Source organism: Enterococcus sp. AZ084 (assembly GCF_051714905.1).
Classification (GTDB): domain Bacteria; phylum Bacillota; class Bacilli; order Lactobacillales; family Enterococcaceae; genus Enterococcus_B; species Enterococcus_B pernyi.
Map to the genome: position 1 here is coordinate 1,018,990 of NZ_JBIOSS010000001.1, position 21,096 is coordinate 1,040,085.

Below are 21,096 nucleotides of genomic sequence, written 5' to 3' on the forward strand. Positions count from 1 at the left end.
AAACAGAGGCGGTCGTACCGTTATCACGCTTGAGGAGTACGCATGGCGTATTCAAAATTAGGTGGAACCACGAATTTTTCGTCCTAGTATCTGTACAGATACTAGGACTTTTTTTATTGGTGGCGAAGCTAAAAACGGAAATTTAAAGGAGGAACCCCTATGATAAAAATGACATTTCCTGATGGTGCAGTCAAAGAGTTTGCACCAGGGATCACTACTGCAGAAATTGCAGAAAGTATTTCTAAAAGTTTAGCAAAAAAAGCCTTGGCTGGAAAAGTGAATGGCGAACTGATCGACTTGAACCGCGGGATCGAAGAGGATGGCTCGATCGAGATCGTGACACCTGATCATGAAGACGCACTTGGTTTGGTTCGTCACTCAAGTGCTCACTTGATGGCTCAAGCCATGCGCCGTTTATATCCAAATATCCACTTTGGTGTAGGACCAGCAATCGATTCAGGATTTTACTACGATACAGACAATGGTGAAAGCCAAGTCAGTGCCGAAGATCTACCAGCGATCGAAGCGGAAATGATGGCGATCGTCAAAGAAAACTTGCCGATTGAACGTCGTGTGTTATCAAAACAAGAAGCATTAGAAATCTTTGCAAGTGATCCTTACAAAGTGGAACTGATCAGCGAATTACCAGAGGACGAAGTGATCACTGCCTACCAACAAGGAGAGTTCATCGACTTATGCCGTGGTCCACATGTCCCTTCAACTGGTCGAATCCAAGTCTTCAAATTATTATCTGTGGCAGGAGCTTACTGGCGTGGAAATTCAAATAACCAAATGATGCAACGTGTTTATGGAACAGCATTTTTTGATAAAAAGGCGTTAAAAGAGTTTATCCAAATGCGCGAAGAAGCTAAAGAAAGAGACCATCGCAAATTAGGAAAAGAATTAGAATTATTCATGGTAGCACCTGAAGTTGGTTCTGGTTTACCTTTCTGGTTACCAAAAGGTGCAACAATCCGTCGTACGATCGAACGTTACATCGTAGACAAAGAAATCAGTCTAGGCTATCAACATGTGTATACACCGATCATGGGTGACGTCGAGTTATACAAAACTTCAGGACACTGGGATCATTACCAAGAAGACATGTTCCCGCCAATGGATATGGGAGATGGCGAGATGCTCGTGTTACGCCCGATGAACTGCCCACATCACATGATGGTCTACAAAAATACGATCCATTCATACCGTGAGTTACCGATCCGTATCGCAGAACTAGGTATGATGCACCGTTATGAAAAATCAGGTGCGTTGTCTGGTTTACAACGTGTACGTGAAATGACATTGAATGACGGACACACATTTGTTCGTCCCGATCAAATCAAAGATGAATTCAAGCGTACGTTGGAGTTGATGGTCGCAGTTTACGCTGATTTCAATATCACAGACTATCGTTTCCGTCTAAGCTACCGTGATCCAAACAACACAGACAAATATTTTGACGATGATGCCATGTGGGAAAAAGCACAGATCATGTTAAAAGCTGCGATGGATGAAATGGAACTTGACTATTTTGAAGCGGAAGGAGAAGCAGCCTTCTATGGACCAAAATTAGATGTCCAAGTTAAAACAGCATTGGGAACAGAAGAAACATTATCAACGATTCAATTAGACTTCTTATTACCAGAACGTTTTGATTTGACTTATGTAGGAGAAGATGGCGAAAATAATCATCGTCCAGTTGTTATCCACCGAGGCATCGTTTCAACAATGGAACGCTTTGTGGCATACTTGACAGAAGTTTATAAAGGGGCATTCCCAACTTGGTTGGCACCGATTCAAGCAACCATCATCCCAGTTTCTGTGGACGCTCATTCAGATTACGCTTATGAAATCAAAGAACGTCTACAAATGAAAGGCTTGCGTGTAGAAGTCGACGATCGCAATGAAAAAATGGGTTATAAGATCCGTGCCTCACAAACGCAAAAAATCCCATACCAAATCGTGGTTGGGGATAAAGAAGTGGCAGATGCAACAGTCAATATCCGTCGATATGGTAGCAAAGAAACTGCTGTAGAGGATTTGAATATCTTTGTCGATGCGATGGCAGAAGAGGTTCATAATTACAGCCGTTAAGACGAGTTCGTAAGAGAACCAACGCCTAATTTAATAAAAACAGGAAGGACAACAAAGAATTGTTCCTTCCTGTTTTTTTATGGGGCACTCATTACATACGTCAAAACGTTAGAACATGCTAAAATAAATGTATTAGATAAATAAGGGGGAACGTAGAGAATGTATCAACCGATCCAACCTCATCATCTGTTTCATCAAGCATATGAAGAAAAAATACATTATAAAGAAACGGTTCTCCCAGACTTAGCAGATGTCTTGGTGTGTATGTGGGAGTCTATTTCATTTGACTTTAGCGGTACGGTCAAGGATGTGATCATCGCCGATGGTTGCATTGATTTAATTGTCAATGTCTTGGATCAATCTATTTTTTATACCGGTTCAAGTAAAACGGACTTCAACTTTATCACAAGGTTTCCCGAACACTATATTGGTTTTCGTTTGAAGCCAGGCGCTTTTTTTGCATTGACTGGTCGAGAGGCAACTGAAGCGATGGACCAAGTACTATTCATTGAAGAAGTGGCTACTGATTTTGATACAACACATTTCTTTACTCTCACGATTGAGGAAATGAAAGAAACGCTGATCGGTTATTTGACTGACTTAGCCAAACTTAACTCTTCGACTGAATACATTCAGCTATTTGAGAAATTATATATAAAAAAAATGCCTTCCCCACAAGCACTATACGAATATATGAGGCTTAGTCCAAGGCATGTCCAACGGCTATTCAAAAAGCATTACGGTCTCACCCCACAATTGGCTCTATCGACCATAAAATTTCATCATAGTTTGACCATTTTATTAAAACAACCTTCGGATCGAAGAGAGCTTGTTGGTAATTATTATGATCAGTCTCACTTTATCAATGAGTTCAAAAAAAATATTGGCCTCACACCCAGTGAATTTGTTGAGTTGAGTGAGCAGCGAAAGATGTCGCTTCTATCCAATACGTTACTTAACTAAGTTGCTACAATGAAAGTAACTTAAAAAAGGAGTGATCGATAGATGAACTTTAATCAGGCAAAAATCGGGTTGTTGATTCAAAAGGATTATGGGGAATGCTATGATTTTTACACAAAAAAATTAGGATTAGTTCCTACATGGGGCGATCGAAAAGGTCCATATACGTCATTTGCTATGGCTAAAGGAGAACCTACCTGTTTTGATATGACGTTAGCAAAAGAAATGTCCTTGGTCAACGGGTATACGCAATCCGTTGAATCGGGAGTGTCTGATACAGTGGTGATCACATTACCTACGAAGGATATCCAAAAGGATTACGAGAAGTTAATCGCAAATGGTGTCACTTTTTTAGGTAAGCCACAGAAAATAGAGGCTTGGGGAGGATTTACGAGCGCCTATTTTAGAGATCCAGAAGGGAATTTATTTGAGCTGAATGATGGCTATTAATTTGTGTTGTATGCTACTTCTTTTATTTTTGTCTTTAAGATGGGAAAATTTGGCTGATCCTGTGAAATTTCATAAATGATAAGTAAAAAGAAACCAAGATAGGGGTGTTAGATGTTGTCACTTATATCTTGGCTTCTTTTTTTCTAGCGATTGATTCTTAGGAATAACAGTCATCGGCTGAGTAGTTAGAAAGCAAAGGATATTCTCTATTTTCTTGTTTAGTATGAGAATTGTTTGCCTTTGAGTATGATATAATGACATAGACATTTAGAAAAAGGGATGTGTATGAGATGAGCGTAGTGAGTCGCATTGAAAGTATGATGAATGACTATTCTTCTGCCGAAAGAAAACTAGCAGATTATATCGTAACACATGTAGAAAAAATACCAACGATGACAGCCAATGAGTTAGCAGAAGCGGCGGGCCTGAGCGCTCCCACAGTTGTTCGTTTCTCCAAAAAACTTGGCTTTCAAAGTTTAACGGATTTTAAAATCACTATTTCTACCGAATTACAAGCAGGTATCGTGGAAGGATTCAGCGATATTGAACCAAATGAATCATTTTATTCGATCAAACATAAATTAGGGAATAATGCGCAAGTAGCGATCAAAGAAACTGTGGATATTTTAGAAGAGGAGATGATCCAACGTGTCGTTGAGCGTCTGGAAGAAGCACAAACAGTTTATCTATATGGTGTGGGCGCATCTTCTTTAGTCGTTGAGGATATCCTCCAAAAATGGTCTCGTGTAGGAAAACCAATCATTTTTGAAAAAGACATCCACGTCTTATTGCCACAATTAGTGAGTAATGAAACAAAAAAAGTGCTATGGCTTGTCTCTAACTCAGGAAACAGCAAAGAAGTGGTGATGATCGGACAGTTAGCCAAAGAAATGGGAATCGATATTATCGCATTGACTCAATTTGGAAATAACCGATTAAGTAAATTGGCCGATGTCGTTGTCCAGACATCAAGACCAAAAGAAATCACGAACCGAAGTGCAGCAACTAACTCATTATTGGCTCAATTTGCAACGATTGATATCATTTTTTATCTTTATATGGCAAAGAATGAAAAATTAACCGAGAAAGTCACTCAAACCAAAGAAGTGATCAAAAATTATGTCAAACAAAAATGAAATAACAGATGATAGTTTTCCACAATGTCATATTTGTTTCCATTGTTTCACAGTAAAAGAAAACTTTATTTTCAAAAATAACCATATTTTTTAAAGTTTTTTAGAATCCATTTGTGTGACACATTGCTTGTTTGTGAAACAAACTAGTCTTTTTTGGGTCGAGAATTAAAGAATTTCTTGCGGAACAGGATTTTACTTTTTAATTTTGTTTTTTTTAGGTACAATGGAGCCTATAAGTAGGCGAAAAAGAAGGAATGATGAAAAGTTTTATGAAAAAAAATACAAATAATTCTTGGTTAGATCGAATAAAAAAAGGAACACAAGAACCAAAAAATAAAACGTTTCGACGGTCACATGTTCCCTTTCGTTTAAATTTCCTTTTTTTCATTATATTTACGTTGTTCGTGTCATTGATTGCTCGATTAGGTTATTTGCAGATCGTGAACAGTGAAGAACTAGAAGCAAAAGTCAAATCATCTTCGTCTCTAACGGTGCAAGTAAGTTCACCCCGAGGCATGATCTATGATGCCACTGGTAAAGCTTTGGTGACAAATCAAGCCAACCAAGCAATCACATTCACGAGAGGCAGAAATATGACAGCGGAGGATTTGCTGAAAACAGCAAATACCTTGACACAGTTGATCGATATGCCAGTGGATGAAAATTTGACTACACGTGATAAGAAGGATTTTTGGTTAGCAGATCCCGATCATTTGAAAGCTGCGACTGAACGCCTATCGGCAAAAGAAAAAAGCTTGAGTACGAGTGAGCAATACCAAGCAACTGTAGATAAAGTGACAGATGAGGAAATCAATTTCAATGAGGAACAATTGAAAGCAGCAACGATTTTTAAACGAATGAATAATGCGTATGAACTGAATACAGTTTTCATCAAAAATTCTGGTGTTACAGATCAAGAATTGGCGATCGTGGCAGAACATGCATCAGACCTGCCAGGTGTTTCAACAGGAACTGACTGGGTACGCCAGTATAATGCGGCGGATTCCATAAAGAGTATTCTAGGAAGCGTAACATCAGAAAAACAAGGCTTACCTGCCGATCAAGTGGAAGAATTCTTGGCAAAAGGCTACTCACGTAATGACCGAGTAGGCCAAAGCTATTTAGAAAAACAATATGAAGATGTCTTGCAAGGCACAAAGACACAATATGAAATCACTTTAGATAACAATGGAAATGTCATCCAACAAAAAGAATTGTATGCAGGAGAAAAAGGATCAAATTTGATGTTATCGATCAATGCAGAGTTCCAAGCGAAGGTCGAAGAGATTCTTAGAAACAATTATCAAAAATTAGTCGATAATGGAAAAGCCCAATACTCACCAGGTGCGTATGTAGTCGCGATGAATCCTCAAACAGGTGAAGTATTAGCGATGACGGGTTTCAGCCATGAGCAAGGCTCAAAAGAGTTGACTGAAAATGCCCTTGGTACGATCACGAATGCCTTTGTTCCAGGATCTGTTGTAAAGGCAGGTACGTTAGCCGCCGGTTGGCAAAGTGGCGTGATCAGCGGTAATCAAGTATTAGTAGATGAACCGATTCGATTACAAGGCTCTTCAGAAAAAAGCTCCGTCTTCAATCGTACTGGATCTGTACCTTTGGATGTGGTCCAAGCGTTAGAGCTTTCATCAAATACCTATATGATCAAAGTAGCGTTGAAGATGCTAGGGTTAGAGTACGTACCAAATATGGGCTTACCTAGTCTAAGTGAAGAGGCACAAGCGTATGAACAATTGCGTGACGGCTTTAAACAATTTGGACTTGGAACAGTCACAGGGATCGATTTACCAAATGAGTCTGCGGGGATCTCACACTCTGTTGAATACATGAAGAAATTCAATGCAGACAACGGACAAGACTGGTTCACACCAGGAAACTTTACTGACTTGGCATTTGGCCAGTTCGATACGTATACCCCAATCCAGTTAGCGCAATATGCAGCAACAGTAGCAAACGGTGGAAAAAGAATCCAACCACGCATTGTCAAAGGCATTTACGGGAACGACGAGAATGGTAACTTAGGTGAAGTGAAAAAAGAGATGGAACCAGTTGTCGAAAATACAGTAGACGTGTCTCCTGAAGAGATGGCCCTTTTACGTGAAGGATTCCATCAAGTAGTCCATGGAACAAATAACTACACGACTGCTCGATCATTAGCAGATGCAAAAATGGATCTTTCTGCTAAAACAGGGACAGCCGAAACAGTCGCTGAAGGTCATCCCGATATCGTAACAGTCAATAGTAATATTGTGGCTTACGGACCAACAGAAAATCCTGAGATTGCGGTAAGTGTTGTCTTACCAAACCTGCTAGATGAAAAAGACCATATGAATTCGGTCATAGCCAAAGAAATCATGAATGCTTATTACGATATGTTCATGGCAAATAGATAAAAAAATAGTTCAGAAGATATGTAACGTATCTTCTGAACTATTTTTTTATAATGAAAGTAATTTTTCAAGGTAATTCGCCAAACCGTCTTCTTCATTCGTTTGTTCAGTGACATCGTTGGCTACGCCTTTTAGTTGCTCAGTCCCATTAGCCATTGCCACACCCCAGCCCGCATATTCAAGAAGTTCTAAGTCATTGTGTTCATCACCAAAAGCAATCACGTCTTTTTGTTCGATCGATAGATAATTCGCTACTTGATGGATTCCTTTCGCTTTTTCGATCCCTTTTGAAACAATCTCTAGTATCGCCATTGGGCCACCCCAAGTCCTTACATCGACATGCTTCCCAAATTGACGTGTTAGTTCGGCAGAAACTTGTTCAGCATATTGTTTTTCTGTACGTACCAATAAGGACGTAGGGTTAGTTGTTAGATTTCGTGGAGACAGTAGGTTTTCTGGTTTAGGATTTGGTGAAGCAAAGAATTTTGCGTCAAAAAAATCAAAAGTATCGATAAAGAAAGTGTCGCGATTCTCCGCAGCAATAAAATCTAGATTCAATTGATTTTTTTGCGCTAAGATCTCAAAAACAATCTCTTTATTGATCAATGTTTCTTGCTCCCCAGCCCATTGTTGGTTTGGGATATGCACAAGCGCACCGTTAAAGTTGACCATCGGTGTTGTCAATTTTAACTGTTGATAATATTGATAACTCATTCGATAAGGACGTCCTGTTGCAATACTGACATGATGGCCAGCATCAATGGCTTTTCTCAATGTTTCTTGGGTTTTAGAAGTAATGATCGACTCAGGATTCAACGTTGTTCCATCCAAGTCGATCGCAATCAATTTTTTGTTCAATGCTGTCATTCCTTTCAAACAACGATTTGTTTTAGTCTAGCATATTTCAATGAATAAACAAGGTGCAGATCTTTCTGAAAAATAATTGATTTGAAGCAAAAATAGAAAATAAGAAACGAAATCAACCTAAACGCGAACATTAAAAGATAAAAATGACATTTCATAAAGTTTTGTATTGAAAAACGAATGAAATGTCTATATAATCTATAAATGTTCGACGGAAAATTATATTTGGATTTATTTTTACATATTATATAGTCCGTTAGAAAAAATCAGGGAGTGGAAATTTTTATGGAAAAGTTTTTCCAACTAAAGAAAAATAATACAAATGTACCAACAGAAATAATGGCTGGTGTAACAACGTTTTTTGCCATGAGTTATATATTATTTGTTAATCCGACGATCTTGTCAGCTGCCGGCATGCCATTTCAGGCAGTCTTTTTAGCGACGATCATTGCTTCGATCATCGGTACTTTAGTTATGGGATTATTTGCTAATGTGCCTTATGCACAAGCCCCAGGTATGGGTTTGAATGCTTTCTTCACATTTACAGTTGTTTTTGGGTTAGGTTATTCTTGGCAAGAAGCATTAGCCATGGTCTTTATTTGTGGGTTGATTAATGTGTTTATTACAGTAACAAATATTCGGAAAATGATCATCCATGCCATTCCTGAGAGTTTACAACATGCAATCGGCGGTGGTATTGGGATTTTTGTTGCATACGTTGGGATCAAAAATGCTGGCTTTTTGTCTTTCTCTGCAGATCAATCAGCGATAACTAGTTCTGTGGTTGATAATGGTCAAGTGACGAATGTGACGATCAACGGTGGGATCGTTCCAGAACTTGCAAACTTCAATAATGCGCCGATCCTACTAGCTGTCATTGGATTAGTTTTGACATCGATCTTAGTTGTTAAAAATGTTCGTGGTGCAATCTTGATCGGCATCGTAGTAACAACGATCATCGGGATCTTGATGGGTGTTGTTGATCTAGGAACGATCGATTGGGAACAAAATTCTTTAGGCAATTCAATCAATGAACTAGGCACGACGTTTGGTGCAGCATTTGGTGCGGAAGGGATGCAATCTTTATTCAGCGATAGCTCTAAGATCCCACAAGTCCTGATGACGATCATTGCCTTTAGTTTATCCGATACATTTGATACGATCGGTACGTTCATCGGTACTGGACGGCGTACAGGTATTTTCTCTAAAGAAGATGAGGAAGCTTTGGAAGATGGACGAGGATTCAAAACTAAAATGGATAAAGCGTTGTTCGCTGACGCAATCGCAACATCGATCGGTGCGATTTTCGGAACATCGAATACAACGACTTATGTCGAATCAGCAGCTGGTATTGGCGCTGGTGGTCGTACAGGTTTGACTTCAGTTGTCGTAGCCGCATTATTTGCTTTAAGTAGCTTATTTTCTCCACTGATCGCTATTGTACCGGCACAAGCAACTGCACCAGCATTGATCTTAGTTGGTGTGATGATGATGGCTTCGTTTGCTGATATCAATTGGTTAGATATGGAAGAAGCATTACCTGCCTTTTTTGCTTCGATCTTCATGGGATTAGCTTACAGCATCTCTTACGGAATCGCTGCTGGTTTTATCTTCTACACGATCATGAAAGTGATCAAAGGCAAAACAAACGAGATTTCAATTGCTTTATGGGTTGTTGATATTTTATTCATTCTCAACTTCGTCATTTTAGCAATCATTTAAAAGACATTTTTAATAGGAGTGAAGAGTAGGTTAACTCTTTGCTCCTATTTTATTTGGTCTATGTCCTCTTTGACAAAAATGAATGATACTGGCACATACGTTGCACACACGTACAAAAATAGGTATGATAATAGAGACGAAAGAAGGGTGATAGATGAAGGTTCAATGGAGAAAAAATTTATTCGTAGCTTGGATAGGCTGCTTTTTTACTGGTTCAAGTATCAGTTTAGTCATGCCGTTCATTCCAGTTTACGTCGAACAACTAGGTACACCTAAGGATCAAATTGAATTATTTTCAGGATTAGCGATTTCAGTAACAGCCTTTGCTGCGGCGATCGTTGCGCCTATTTGGGGAAATCTAGCCGATCGAAAAGGACGGAAAATGATGATGATCCGGGCAGCAGCAGGTATGACGATCACTATGGGATCACTAGCTTTTGTCCCAAATGCTTATTGGCTTTTAGTCATGCGTTTCTTTAATGGGATTTTATCTGGATACATACCTAATGCGACAGCGATGATTGCTTCACAAGCGCCTAAAGAGAAAAGTGGTTGGGCGTTAGGCACGCTTTCTACTGGGGCAGTGGCAGGAACGCTGATTGGTCCGTCAATGGGAGGCGCTTTGGCGCAATGGTTCGGAATGGAAAATGTTTTTTTGATTACTGGAGGGTTATTACTGATCACCACGATCTTAACGATTTTCATGGTAAAAGAAGATTTCCAACCGGTAGAGAAAAAAGATATGATCAGTACCAAAGAAGTTTTTGCTAAAATGGATCACTTTTCTGTGTTAGTCGGTTTATTTGTTACTACTTTGATCTTACAATTAGGGATCACCACGATCAGTCCAATCTTGACATTGTACATTCGGGAATTGAGTGGTGACACATCCAATATCTTATTTGTTAGTGGATTGATTGTTTCAGTATCAGGTGTTTCAGCAGTATTTTCTTCTCCAAGACTGGGGAAATTAGGGGATAAGATCGGAAATCAGAAGGTGCTGTTAGCAGGTTTGGTACTTTCGTTTTGTTGTTACTTACCAATGGCATTTGTGACTACGCCCTTACAATTAGGGATCTTACGTTTTATATTAGGTTTTTCGACAGGTGCGTTGATGCCATCGATCAATACATTGATCAGCAAGATCACACCAGAAGAAGGTGTCAGTCGCGTATACAGCTATAACCAAATGTTTACGAACTTTGGTCAAGTACTAGGACCGATGTTAGGTTCGACAGTCGCTCATGCGTACAATTATAGTACAGTCTTTATTGTGACTAGTCTCTTTGTTCTGACGAATATTCTTTTATCACTATTTAATTTTAGAAAAGTACTTCATCAAAAACTATGATCAAGAAAAAAACAGATTGGAGTATTTCTCCAATCTGTTCGGCTTTTATGAATGTGAAGCGGACGAAGTTTCTTTTTTAGGTGTTGCAACAGCGCTGATCAAAATGACGATCAATCCTGCAACCAATGAAATAATAGTCGTCATGGTAAAATCATATGGGCTACTAGACAATGCACCACCGATATAGCCAACCACTTGACCTAAAATGACTGCCCAAAATAATGTGACGATATATCGCATATCAAACACCTCTTTTCTAAGTTCAGTTTACCAGATTTTTTTTGAATGTAAAGGGAGAAACAGGCATTCAACGTCAGTGGATAGTATAAAAAGTATAGATCGTTCATCGAATGGGAAAAGCATGATGAAAGACGAATACACGTAACCAGTCATACAAGGTAACGAGTTGATGTTACGAATATTCCCCTAAAAAGAAAGTGAATGGAAAAGGTGGTATGTAAAAATGTTTCTTCCACAACTTTATACGATCACCTCGTATTCTTTGTTGCAAAGTACGATTCGCATAAACGAATACGTTCGAGAAGCAAAGAAACTAGGCTATCAGACATTAGCGATCACAGATAAGGATGTGCTATCTGGGGCAGCGGAATTTTACCGCATCTGTATGAGTGAAAAAATACAACCAATTATTGGACTGAACTTGACCTACCAGTTTCAAGAACGTCATTATGAGTTACTACTCTACGCAAAAGATAGGATCGGCTACCAACAATTGATCAAGCTCTCAAGCAAGAAAATGATCCGAGAAAAAATCGAGCTTCACGAGATCGATGAACTCGATCATTTGCTTGTCATTTTACCAACCAAAAAATCGATTGCTGATGACTACGGTGTGTCAGCATCATTTGATAGCCATTGGCAAAGTTTGCAAGAAAAAATAGCATCTTCTCATCTTTATGTAGGTGTCACAGAAGAAACGCCTCTAGAAGCTCCAGAATGGCTAGCTTATTTACGAGCAAATCAATTTCAACTTTGTGCAGTACATCCGATTGCTAGTTTGCACCAAGAGGAACTTTTTTCTTTGGAAACAATGAAACATCTGCGTGAAGGAACGCAACTCTCTTTTGATGAAGTGCGACAAACGACTCGTGATTCAGCCACAGGTTTTTTACTTCCCGAAGCAGAATTACGACAAAGATTCATAAACGCAGGATTGGAAGAAGCGTTGAACAATGCGCAGCAATTAGCTAAAACAGTAACTTTTGAATTTCAGTTCCATCAGAAATTACTACCACATTATCCGGTACCAGAAAATCGAAGTGCAGGAGAGTATTTACAGGAACTTTGTCAGAAGCAATTAGGCAAGCGTGTGGAAAAGATCACTGCAGCTTACCAAGAGCGCTTAGATTATGAACTGTCAGTGATCCACCAGATGGGATTTGATGATTATTTCTTGATCGTTTGGGATGTCATGGCTTTTGCTCATAAAAACAACATCGTTACTGGTGCTGGTCGTGGTTCAGCTGCGGGGTCATTAGTCGCCTATGTGTTGGAGATCACAGATGTAGATCCATTGGAGTACGACTTGCTATTTGAACGTTTTTTGAATCCAGAACGATACACGATGCCAGATATCGATCTAGACATTCCTGATAATCGCAGAGAAGAAGTGCTCATTTATGTTCGTGAGAAATATGGTCAATACCATATGGCACAAATCGCCACGTTTGGAACCATGGCAGCTAAAATGGTTCTAAGAGACGTGGCACGTGTCTTTGGCCTCTCACAAAGCGAAGCAAATCGTTGGTCTAAAGCGATTCCTAATCAATTGAAAATGACGTTGAATGAGGCTTATCGAACTTCTAACAAGCTGGTTGAATTAGTACAAGCGAGTGAAAAAAATCAATTGTTGTTCCATACTGCAAAAATACTTGAAGGTTTGCCAAGACACGTTTCTACCCATGCAGCTGGTGTCGTTTTAAGTGATAAGAATCTACTAGAGTTAGTTCCTTTACAAAAAGGATCAGATGAAGCATATTTGACTCAGTATACAATGAATGATGTCGAAGCTATTGGGTTGTTAAAAATGGATTTTCTTGGATTAAGAAATCTGTCTATTATCGATTACACAGTGAAAGCAATCAAACGTGTCGAAAACAAAGATATCGAACTCAAAAAAATACCATTAGATGATCCTAAAACTTTACAGCTTTTCCAACGTGGCGAAACAACAGGGGTCTTTCAATTCGAATCTGCCGGGATTCGGAATGTCCTGCGGAGATTAGGACCAGAAAACATTGAAGATATTGCCGCTGTCAATGCCTTGTATCGTCCTGGACCAATGCAAAATATCGATGCATTTATCGCTCGTAAGAAAGGGAAGGAAAGAATCCATTATCCCGATGATTCACTGCAACCGATTTTGAAGAATACGTATGGTGTCATCGTGTATCAGGAACAGATCATGCAGATTGCTTCAACGATGGCTGGATTCTCTCTCGGTCAAGCGGATATTTTGAGACGAGCAATCAGTAAAAAGAAAAAAGACGTGATTGATCAAGAAAGGGAGCATTTTGTTCAAGGTGCCAACCAACAAGGATACAGTAACGAAAAAGCCAATGAAGTATACGAATATATCGAACGCTTTGCCAACTATGGGTTCAACCGCTCTCATGCGTTTGCTTACTCCTTCGTTGGTTTTCAAATGGCCTATCTAAAAGTTCATCATCCTGGTGCATTTTTTATGAGTTTGATGAATTCCGTCCGTCACAACACGGCAAAGTTGAAAGAGTATATTGCTGAGGCAAAAAAGTATAAAATAAAGCTGACCCCTCCATCCATCAATCAAAGTTTTTATGGTTTTGAGCTGACGGATAAAGAAACCATTCGTTTCGGATTGACAGCAATCAAAGGTGTTCGTCGAGATTTTGTTGAGGAGATCATTCGTGAACGAAAAGAAGATGGGCCATTCCGTTCGGTTGATCAGTTTCTGATTCGTATCAATAAACGTTGGCTCAAATTGGAGTTGCTACAAACATTAGTTGCATCAGGTGTTTTTGATGAATTAGTAGGAAACCGCAGACAGTTGATGTTGGATCTGGAAGGTAAGATCCAAAACATCTTATATAGTGGTGGTAGTTTAGACCTTTTAGATATCATGGCTTTAAAAGAGGAAGAAGTCGCAGATTATAGCCTCGAAGAGAAGCTTCAATTAGAAGAAGAGCATTTAGGTGTCTATTTATCTGGTCATCCGACAGAAGGGTATGAGCGACTTAAATTAGCAAAAAAAGTCCATTTAGTCACAGAAATCGTCCCTAAACAAGCCACAAATGTTTTAGTGATGGTCAAAGAGGTAAGAGAGATCCGTACGAAAAAAGGAGCGTTGATGGCTTTTGTCAGCGGGACAGATAGTAGTGGAGAAATAGCTATTACCGTTTTTCCAGAGCTGTACCGCCAAGCGCGTCCATTATTCAAAGAAAATCAAGTGATTTTCGTGCAAGGACGTTCAGAAATCAGTAAATACAATCAAGAATTGCAGCTGATTGCAGAAGTAGTCGCTGATCCTGAAGAATTGCAACAGCAGTATCCAGAACAAACGTGTTATTTGAGAATCAGGGAAGAGGCAGATCAACCAGATACGATGAAACAACTGCAAGAATTGTTCAGAAAATTCCCAGGATATATTCCTGTTGTGATGTATCATGAAAAAGACCAACGAAAAGTTGTGTTATCTGAAGCCTTTTGGCTCGATGGTTCAGACAGTCTCAAGAAGCAATTAGCTTACCTTTTAAAAGAAGAAAATGTTGTTTTCAAATAACTTACGGTAAAAGATACTATTTGCTTTCATTTTTTTTCATTTTTTTATCAGGAAATCAAGACAAGTGAGCAAAATAATGTTAGAATGTTAGTCGTGGTTAATACAAAGAAGGTTATAAACCTAAGTCTTGCTTAGGATAAAGTAATTTAATGAGGTGAAGATGAATATGAAACGCATCGGAATTTTGACTAGTGGTGGAGATGCTCCTGGGATGAATGCAGCAGTTCGTGCAGTCGTTCGTAAAGGTATATATGAAGGATTGGAAGTTTACGGGATCAATTATGGTTTTGCTGGATTAGTTGCCGGAGATATCCGTCGATTAGATGTTGCAGATGTCGGTGATAAGATCCAACGCGGAGGTACATTCTTATACTCTGCACGTTATCCTGAATTTGCAACAGAAGAAGGACAATTAAAAGGAATCGAACAATTGAAAAAATTCGGTATCGAAGGTCTTGTTGTGATCGGTGGCGATGGTTCTTACCATGGCGCGATGGCTTTGACTAAACGTGGTTTCCCAGCAGTGGGTGTACCAGGTACGATCGATAACGATATTCCAGGAACTGATTTTACGATCGGTTTTGATACTGCAATCAACACAGTATTAGAATCAATCGACCGTATCCGTGATACAGCAACTTCGCACGTTCGTACATTCGTGATCGAAGTAATGGGACGTAATGCTGGAGATATCGCTTTATGGTCAGGTGTTGCTGGTGGAGCGGATGAGATCATCATTCCTGAGCATGATTTTGATATGGCAGTTGTTGCCAAAAAAATCCAAGATGGCCGCGATCGTGGCAAAAAACATTGCTTGATCATTTTGGCAGAAGGCGTAATGGGCGGAAACGAATTTGCAGAAAAATTGTCAGCATATGGCGATTATCATACACGTGTATCGATCTTAGGACACGTTGTACGTGGTGGTTCACCAACTGCACGCGACCGTGTATTAGCAAGTAAATTTGGCGCACATGCTGTTGAATTATTGCAACAAGGTAAAGGTGGTTTGTGTATCGGTATTCGCGACAACGATATCGTTGAGGCTGATATCATCGACACACTAGAAAATAACAAACACCAACCAGATTTATCATTATATGACTTGAACAACTCACTTTCTTTCTAATAAAGAAAAGTAGTCAGATAAATCAATAGATATATATGGGAGTGGGAAGCAGGTCTTCCCAATATCTAACAGATATTTAAGCTTTGAATGGCTTTAAATAAACAATTTGAATGGGAGAGTTTTGTAAAATGAAAAAAACGAAAATCGTTAGTACATTAGGACCAGCCAGTAATTCAGTAGAAACTATTTCTAAATTGATTGAATCTGGAGCAAATGTCTTCCGCTTCAACTTTTCACATGGTGACCATGAAGAACAATTATCACGTATGGTAATGGTTCGCGAAGCAGTGAAGAAAACTGGTAAAGATGTCGGCATCCTTTTAGATACAAAAGGTGCAGAAATCCGTACAACAGTTCAAGGCACAACTGAAGAAGATTTTGGCCGTGCAGGCTACATCAAATTTGAAGTTGGCGACAAAACACGCATCTCAATGGACCCTGAACATGTAGGTTCAAAAGAAAAAATCGCAGTAACTTATCCAGGTCTTTTTGAAGACGTTCATGTAGGTGGACATATCTTATTCGATGATGGTTTGATCGACATGGAAATCATTGAAAAAGATGAAGCAACGCGTGAATTAGTAGTAGAAGTGAAAAATGCAGGTATGCTAGGATCACGTAAAGGTGTTAACGCACCAGGCGTTTCAATCAGCTTACCAGGTATTACACCAAAAGATGCAGACGATATCCGCTTCGGACTAGATAACGACATCGACTTCATCGCTGCAAGTTTTGTTCGTAAAGCACAAGACGTATTAGATATTCGTGAAATTTTAGAAGAAAAAGACATGACACATGTTCAAATCTTCCCTAAAATCGAATCTCAAGAAGGTATCGACAACATTGATGAAATCATCAAAGTTTCTGATGGTATCATGATTGCTCGTGGAGACATGGGTGTTGAGATTCCTGCTGAATTAGTACCAATGGTTCAAAAACGTATCATCAAAAAATGTAACGCTGCGGGTATCCCAGTAATCACTGCAACACAAATGTTAGAATCAATGCAAGAAAACCCACGTCCAACACGTGCGGAAGCATCTGACGTTGCCAATGCAGTATTTGACGGAACAGACGCAACAATGTTATCAGGTGAATCAGCAAATGGTGACTATCCTGTTGAAGCTGTTGCAACAATGGCTCGTATCGACCAACAAGCTGAATTAGCATTAGCAGAATTAGGTTCATTCCAATTAAATGAATTTGACAAAACTGATGTAACAGAAACAATCGGTTTATCAGTGGCACGTGCTGCGAAAAACTTAGGCGTAAAAACAATCGTTGCTGCAACTGAATCTGGTTACACAGCAAAAATGATCTCTAAATACCGCCCAGATGCTGATATCTTAGCTGTTACATTTGACGAACGCACAAAACGTGGTTTGATGCTTAACTGGGGTGTATATCCAACAGTTGCAGAAAAACCAACAACAACAGACGAAATGTTTGAATTAGCTGCGAAAAAAGCAGTCGAATTAGGTTTCGCTTCAGAAGGTGACTTGATCTTGATCACTGCTGGTGTACCAGTTGGTGAACGTGGAACAACAAACGTAATGAAGATTCAAATGATTGGTTCAAAATTGCTTGAAGCACAAGGAATCGGTCAACAATCTGTTGTAGCGAACGCTGTAGTTGCTTCATCAGCAGCAGAAGCAATCAAAAAAGCAAAAGATGGTATGGTATTAGTTGTTCCTTCAACTGACAAAGAATTCATGCCTGCAATCGAAAAAGCAGCAGCAGTAGTTGTTGAAGAAGGCGGTTTGACTTCACATGCAGCAGTTGTGGGAATTGCACAAGATATTCCTGTAATCGTTGGTGCGAAAGATGCAACTTCAACAATCAAAGATGGTGAATTGATCACTGTTGACGCTCGCCGTGGTATCGTTTATCGCGGAGAAACAACAGCAATCTAATTGAAATCAAAATCAAAAAGAGTGTTGAGAGAAATCTCAGCACTCTTTTTTTATCCTGTATTTTGTTTGAGCAAGTCATTTTTGTGTTTTCATAAATTCATGGATGACTTCGATCACGTTTTCATGTAAAACCGTTGGTAACTGTTGTGCGCGAGTGGCTAATGAAATCAAAAACTGCGGTTGAGCAGTATCTGCTAAAGGAATAGCTACAAGATTATCTTCAGGATGGATCGCGATCTCGGTTAAAAAGCCAATCCCGATATTTTCTCGGATCATGCTTTTCAAAATAGTTAGATCATTACTTTGGTAAACGATCTTAGGTACGATATGCGTTTGCTTAGAAAGCTTCGTAAACGCAGCAGGGTGGACGTAGTGTTCATTTAATAAAACAAATTGATCGTTGACTAGCTCCTTAAAAGAAACGCTTGTACGATCTGCTAGAGGGTGTGAAGGGGACACAACGATCATGAAGCATTTATCCAACAATGGCTCGACTTCTAGCTTTTGATCAACGATCGGCTGCGTTGATCCAAGAATCGCAAGATCAATCCGCCCTTGATGAATCATGCCATATAGATCACGAGAACCTCCGTCGATGATATCGATTTGACCCATTAATTGATGCTTGATAAAATAGCTCGATAATTTTGGGAAATATTCATTGCCAATGATAGGTGGCATACCAAAGCGCAATTTTTTCTTTTGTAGCTGAGCAATCTCTGCCTTAGCAAGTGTAATTTCTTGCAAGACCGACTGTGCATGGATCAATAGTTGCTTACCGGCAGGAGTGATGATCAATTCATGATGGGAACGATCTCTTGTAATAAGGGTAGCACCAATTTCTTTTTCCAAGCGTTGTAAGGCGTAAGTGATCGTTGGTTGACTGACTTCAAAAAACTTAGCTACCTTAGTAAAATTTTTCTGTTTGACGATTTGAACATAATATTCAAGATCTCTCGTATTCATGAATCGATTCGCTCCCTTGACATATAAATAATGTTTATTGTAATCGATAATTTTGACTATAACAAACCTAAAAGACTACACTTAATAAGAAATAAGTAATCTGCAAGGCAAGTGTCAAACGATTCGTCTTTTAGTTTAAAACAAAAAAGAAAAAAAGCAACCTGAATATCTTTTTGTCTAAATGAAGATGATTGAGTAGTGTTGGCAAAGGTCTATAAACAAATTGCTTTACCAAAAGGTTACTAAGGAGATGGAAGAAATGGTATTTTTTCAATCAATCGAAAGTGTAATCAGTATAATCTTGATGATTGGTTTAGGGTATGTACTAAAAAGTTTGGGGTGGTTCGATGAACATTTTGGGGAAAGTATCTCTTCCTTGATCACTAAAGTAGCTTTACCCGCCTCGATTTTTGTTTCAGTCATGAAGAATTTAACCAAAAGTAATTTGATTGAATTATCTGGAAGTCTGATTTATCCGATCGGCGCAGTGATCATTTCCTATCTGATTGCTTATGTACTCACTAAATTACTGAAGATCCAACCAGGTAGACGGGGGATTTTTATGAATGCAGTAGTGAATGCCAATACGATATTTATTGGCTTACCACTTAATATTACACTGTTTGGGGAAGCCTCTTTACCTTACTTTTTAATTTATTATGTGACAAATACCGTATCGACCTGGGCATTTGGTGTGTTTTTGATCGCTAATGATGACCCGACAAAAGATCGAACAGAAAAGAAAACGAAGCTGAATTGGAAAAAGCTTTTGCCAGCGCCTTTATTAGGTTTTATTCTTGCGCTTTTCTTCTTGGTGTTAGAGATCCCTGTACCTGATTTTGTCAATTCAACACTAAATTATGTAGGCGGGATCGTGACGCCATTATCATTGATCTATATCGGAATTGTTTTATACGATGCAGGGTTGAAAAGTATTCGATTTGATCGGGATACGATCGTGGCTTTGATCGGTCGATTTATCTTAGCACCAGCTATATTGATTGGACTCATGGTAATAGGTAAATATGCCTTTGGTGCAGAACTAGCCCCTCTACTGAAACAAACGTTGATCGTACAGTCAGCTACACCTATGCTAGCTGTCTTACCAATCCTTGCAAATGAAGCACACGGTGATGTGAAGTATGCAACGAATCTTGTCACGACGAGTACCTTACTATTTGTGTTCGTTGTACCTATTTTAATGCAATTGATCCAATACATTTGATATCTGATCAAACGGTGATAGCTAGCGACAAAGTAAACGCAGAGCGAATAAATCTCACGTAGATGAGAAAAACGCTCTGTGTTTTTTTATGAAGTGTAAGGTGTCAAGAAAATTTCATTGACAACCGACTTTTTGCCCTGTATAATAGCTTTTGTTGCTTAGGAGTGATGAAACTATGAAATGGTCTTTATTGGAATTGAGAAAATACCAAGAGACACCGTTAACTTTTCATGAGACCCTTGACGTAAAAAAGGCTCTTATGAAGCGAGACGATTCAATTTTAGATGTTGCGCCTGTGGAAGTCGAAGGTCTAGTCTCAGTAGATAACAAAGGCTATCTCGTTCATTACACTGCGCAGACGACACTGACTGTTCCGTCCACTCGTTCATTGACACCAGTTGAATTACCAATCAAACTGTCTGTAGATGAATTGTTTATGACGATGGAGCAATACCAACGTAGAGATGTACAGTTACCTTCAGAAGAGATCCTCTTAATCGAAGGAACGCATCTAGATGTGACAGAGTCGATCGAAGACAACATTTTATTGGCGATTCCGATGCGTGTACTCACAGAAGAAGAAGAGCATTCCACTGAATTACCGAAAGGGAACGATTGGGAAGTGCTATCCGAAGAAGAGTATGAAAAACGCAAAACGGAAGAAGCTGAGACAAAAGTAGATCCTCGTCTTGCAAAACTATCAGAATTTTTTGATTCAGCATCAGAAGAAGATGATAACGCGTAAGATTGGAATATATTGTATCAAATATTGATACGAGACTTTACAAGGAGGTGTAGCAAAATGGCAGTACCAGCTAGAAGAACATCGAAAGCTAAAAAAGCAAAACGTCGTACTCATTACAAATTGACAATCAAAGGATTGAACGAATGTCCAAACTGTGGTGAAATGAAAAAAAGCCATCACGTATGTGCAAGTTGTGGTTACTACGATGGTAAGGACGTAATGTCTAAAGAAGCTTAATACATTTTATTTAGAAAATGTAAAACCTCAAGGCTAACCATGGAGCCTTGAGGTTTATTTTTTTGATTCTGAAATAACGATTGTATTCGGAATGATAAGAAGCAAGAAACATCATCGA

General features: G+C 39.1%; 16 protein-coding genes. 13 read left to right on the forward strand and 3 right to left on the reverse strand.

What is annotated here, in order from left to right; genetic code table 11:
* The first annotated feature begins 159 nt into the window (after positions 1-159).
* The 5 genes from thrS to IGI79_RS04825 all read left to right on the forward strand — a co-directional run bounded on the left by thrS (position 160) and on the right by IGI79_RS04825 (position 7,051).
* Complete coding sequence (gene thrS / locus IGI79_RS04805) at positions 160-2,094, forward strand: threonine--tRNA ligase (RefSeq protein WP_074799751.1); 1,935 nt, start codon at positions 160-162, stop codon at positions 2,092-2,094.
* Positions 2,095-2,253: 159 nt separating this feature from the next.
* Positions 2,254-3,057, forward strand: coding sequence for a helix-turn-helix domain-containing protein (locus tag IGI79_RS04810; protein ID WP_438845736.1), 804 nt, complete (start codon positions 2,254-2,256; stop codon positions 3,055-3,057).
* Between the two features lie 42 nt (positions 3,058-3,099).
* Positions 3,100-3,504: a VOC family protein gene (locus tag IGI79_RS04815; protein ID WP_104871359.1), complete on the forward strand. Its 405-nt coding sequence runs from the start codon at positions 3,100-3,102 to the stop codon at positions 3,502-3,504.
* Between the two features lie 290 nt (positions 3,505-3,794).
* Positions 3,795-4,640, forward strand: coding sequence for a MurR/RpiR family transcriptional regulator (locus IGI79_RS04820; protein ID WP_010735849.1), 846 nt, complete (start codon positions 3,795-3,797; stop codon positions 4,638-4,640).
* A gap of 254 nt (positions 4,641-4,894) precedes the next feature.
* Positions 4,895-7,051, forward strand: coding sequence for a peptidoglycan D,D-transpeptidase FtsI family protein (locus IGI79_RS04825; RefSeq protein ID WP_041684181.1), 2,157 nt, complete (start codon positions 4,895-4,897; stop codon positions 7,049-7,051).
* Positions 7,052-7,096: 45 nt separating this feature from the next.
* Here the strand turns inward: IGI79_RS04825 and IGI79_RS04830 are convergent, their stop codons facing one another.
* On the reverse strand, positions 7,097-7,906 hold the full coding sequence (locus tag IGI79_RS04830) for a Cof-type HAD-IIB family hydrolase (RefSeq protein ID WP_438845737.1): 810 nt from the start codon (positions 7,904-7,906) through the stop codon (positions 7,097-7,099).
* A gap of 291 nt (positions 7,907-8,197) precedes the next feature.
* On the opposite strand from IGI79_RS04830, the gene IGI79_RS04835 reads away from it, so the two are divergent.
* Both IGI79_RS04835 and IGI79_RS04840 read left to right on the forward strand, forming a co-directional pair.
* Positions 8,198-9,634, forward strand: coding sequence for an NCS2 family permease (locus IGI79_RS04835; protein WP_019723063.1), 1,437 nt, complete (start codon positions 8,198-8,200; stop codon positions 9,632-9,634).
* 154 nt (positions 9,635-9,788) lie between these two features.
* Positions 9,789-10,985, forward strand: a complete 1,197-nt coding sequence (locus tag IGI79_RS04840) for a multidrug efflux MFS transporter (protein ID WP_010735844.1) — start codon at positions 9,789-9,791, stop codon at positions 10,983-10,985.
* Between the two features lie 45 nt (positions 10,986-11,030).
* On the opposite strand, the gene IGI79_RS04845 is transcribed toward IGI79_RS04840, so the two are convergent.
* Positions 11,031-11,225: a YjzD family protein gene (locus tag IGI79_RS04845; protein WP_010735843.1), complete on the reverse strand. Its 195-nt coding sequence runs from the start codon at positions 11,223-11,225 to the stop codon at positions 11,031-11,033.
* Positions 11,226-11,448: 223 nt separating this feature from the next.
* Here IGI79_RS04845 and dnaE point away from each other — a divergent pair, with 223 nt between their 5' ends.
* The 3 genes from dnaE (at position 11,449) to pyk (ending at position 17,805) form a co-directional block, all read left to right on the forward strand.
* Positions 11,449-14,763 carry a DNA polymerase III subunit alpha gene (dnaE, locus tag IGI79_RS04850; RefSeq protein WP_438845738.1) on the forward strand — a complete coding sequence of 1,105 codons (3,315 nt, stop codon included), beginning with the start codon at positions 11,449-11,451 and terminating at the stop codon, positions 14,761-14,763.
* Between the two features lie 166 nt (positions 14,764-14,929).
* Positions 14,930-15,892 carry a 6-phosphofructokinase gene (pfkA, locus tag IGI79_RS04855; protein ID WP_195339599.1) on the forward strand — a complete coding sequence of 321 codons (963 nt, stop codon included), beginning with the start codon at positions 14,930-14,932 and terminating at the stop codon, positions 15,890-15,892.
* A gap of 128 nt (positions 15,893-16,020) precedes the next feature.
* The gene (pyk, locus tag IGI79_RS04860; protein WP_010735840.1) at positions 16,021-17,805 is read left to right on the forward strand and encodes a pyruvate kinase; all 1,785 of its coding nucleotides are present in this window, start codon (positions 16,021-16,023) and stop codon (positions 17,803-17,805) included.
* A 75-nt stretch (positions 17,806-17,880) separates the two neighbouring features.
* On the opposite strand, the gene IGI79_RS04865 is transcribed toward pyk, so the two are convergent.
* Entirely contained in the window at positions 17,881-18,771 is an 891-nt protein-coding gene (locus IGI79_RS04865) for a LysR family transcriptional regulator (protein ID WP_438845739.1), read from the reverse strand.
* A gap of 259 nt (positions 18,772-19,030) precedes the next feature.
* Between IGI79_RS04865 and IGI79_RS04870 the strand changes: the two genes are divergently transcribed.
* From IGI79_RS04870 to rpmF, 3 genes are all read left to right on the forward strand, one after another.
* Entirely contained in the window at positions 19,031-19,996 is a 966-nt protein-coding gene (locus IGI79_RS04870) for an AEC family transporter (protein WP_438845740.1), read from the forward strand.
* Positions 19,997-20,171: 175 nt separating this feature from the next.
* Complete coding sequence (locus IGI79_RS04875) at positions 20,172-20,741, forward strand: YceD family protein (protein WP_010735837.1); 570 nt, start codon at positions 20,172-20,174, stop codon at positions 20,739-20,741.
* A gap of 57 nt (positions 20,742-20,798) precedes the next feature.
* Positions 20,799-20,978, forward strand: a complete 180-nt coding sequence (rpmF, locus tag IGI79_RS04880) for a 50S ribosomal protein L32 (protein ID WP_010735836.1) — start codon at positions 20,799-20,801, stop codon at positions 20,976-20,978.
* The last annotated feature ends 118 nt before the right edge of the window (positions 20,979-21,096 follow it).